This window comes from Aliterella sp. E5.1, from assembly GCF_057473825.1.
This window is the reverse complement of record NZ_JBYCCV010000290.1, coordinates 1-1,775: the sequence shown is the minus strand read 5'-3', so window position 1 is coordinate 1,775 and position 1,775 is coordinate 1. Positions and strand designations below refer to the sequence as shown.

Genomic DNA, 1,775 nt, shown 5'->3' with positions numbered 1-1,775 from the left:
TAATGACCGAATTACTGACAGAATAAAATCAGCTATTGAATTGCCTGACCCTGCAAATTCTCCATCTACATCTACTGAGGAGAAACAAATAGCTTCTGAAGTTACTATTGCTGAGAATGGAATTGTTACGACAGCAGAAGAAATGGAGGCATTCTATATTGTTAAGTCAATTCTGAGAGAGGTGATTGATATTAGTTGTGTCCAGTACAAAGATACGAAAAGCTACTTTGGCATAAATCTAAATGGCAAAAGTTTTAAAACTATTTGCCGATTCCGGCTTAGTTCAAATAAAAAAATCATTGGTCTTCTTGATTTGGAAGGGAAAGAAGCAATGAAAACTATCTCAAGCCTAGATGAAATCTACGGAGTAGCGGAGCTTTTGAAAGATCGAGCTAAGTACCTAAGTGTGGAAAGCTATCCCCAGCCTTCTACACAGACATAGAAACTGAAATGAAGTACGACTTTTCTAATCTGCTAGTGTCATTCAACAGGGCTTTTTGCCTCAAGCCTTGGTGTTTTCTTATCTGTGTCTACTCTGCTATCAGTCACGCTATCATCAAGCATTATCTGTTGACTTGCATTCACTAACTTGACAATCCTTCAGCAGTTGATCGAAAGTATTTTTCTGTAAAGCCAAAAACTTATACAAGCAAACTGCTCTTGGGTTGTTCCAGTTTCTAGAGTTCAGCATTTCGGTGTAGCTAGTATTCGCTGCTTGACCCCACTGCTCCTCAGACAAGCACCCTTTTTGGTTAGAGATCGTCATGTCACAGAAACAACCTAGTGGAACTAGGCAAGAGTAAGTTTCTATATCGACATCGTTCCATTGGATAAAGACTTTCTCAAATCTCCATCTGTAACCTTTCCATTTCATGCTTTGAATTGAGTCTGCAAGGCTCGATACTAACCCTACTAATTGGTCAGCAATTTGTTGATTTAATTCACCTTGAGGTGTTAGTAGATTACTGTACGAACGATTTCGGAGGAATAAGAACGCAGTCGATTCTCTAACGTAATATCGCTTGTTCTCAGCTTTCAATATCTCGATTTCCAGACCTTCTTCTGGATACACCATAATTCCTTGTAACTTTCTTACTTCACCATCCATAAGCTCCTCCAACTCCGACCAAGTTTCAGTAAGTGAGTGATTGAGATATTTGTCTCTAGCGTGTTCAACTACCATACAGTCACTTAGATTTGCTAGCGTCACAGCCAACTGCATGGAAGGCAAATGGTGCAATATAAAAGTCGAGTTATCAAGCCTTTGTATGCTAGAGGTGGTTGCCAACTCTACGGTTTTCGCTTGCTGGGAAAATGGTAGCTTTAAGCCTGCCCGCTCAAAGGTTTGAAAGTCTTTGAGACAATAAGTTTCAACACTTAATAACGACACTCGTTGTAGTTCCTTTGGGTGATTTTCCAAGTAATTCAGGAACTTCCAATCAAGACAGATAAACTGTATTGCCCAAGGATGGTGTAAGTAAGTCAACACTGTAGCGGGTAAATAGCTTCCTTCCGGCTGACCGCAAATGTCTTCACATATCTTCCAGCACCCTGCTTTTAAGTCCCAACGCCGACCCTTCCCGTAGGCTTTGCTATAAAGAAAATCGAGATCGTTAATGTTGACAGCGATTTTTACGTTGTAGTAGCGAACATTTTCGATTACTTCTTCGCTGTAGCCGATGATGACAGAACGAATATAGGGAAAGAGTTGAGTTTTGTTATTTAGAACTTTTAACAGTCGAATCAATTCCTGTCCAGGTGCAGAAGACTTTGGT

1 protein-coding gene and 1 pseudogene are annotated in these 1,775 nt (G+C 40.1%); one reads left to right on the top strand and one right to left on the bottom strand.

What is annotated here, in order from left to right; genetic code table 11:
• A pseudogene (locus AC2VE5_RS26405) lies at positions 1-442 on the top strand (restriction endonuclease); the annotation flags it as partial.
• A 114-nt stretch (positions 443-556) separates the two neighbouring features.
• Here AC2VE5_RS26405 and AC2VE5_RS26400 read toward each other — a convergent pair.
• A partial coding sequence (locus AC2VE5_RS26400) for a hypothetical protein (RefSeq protein WP_486890516.1) occupies positions 557-1,775 on the bottom strand: 1,219 nt, incomplete at its 5' end.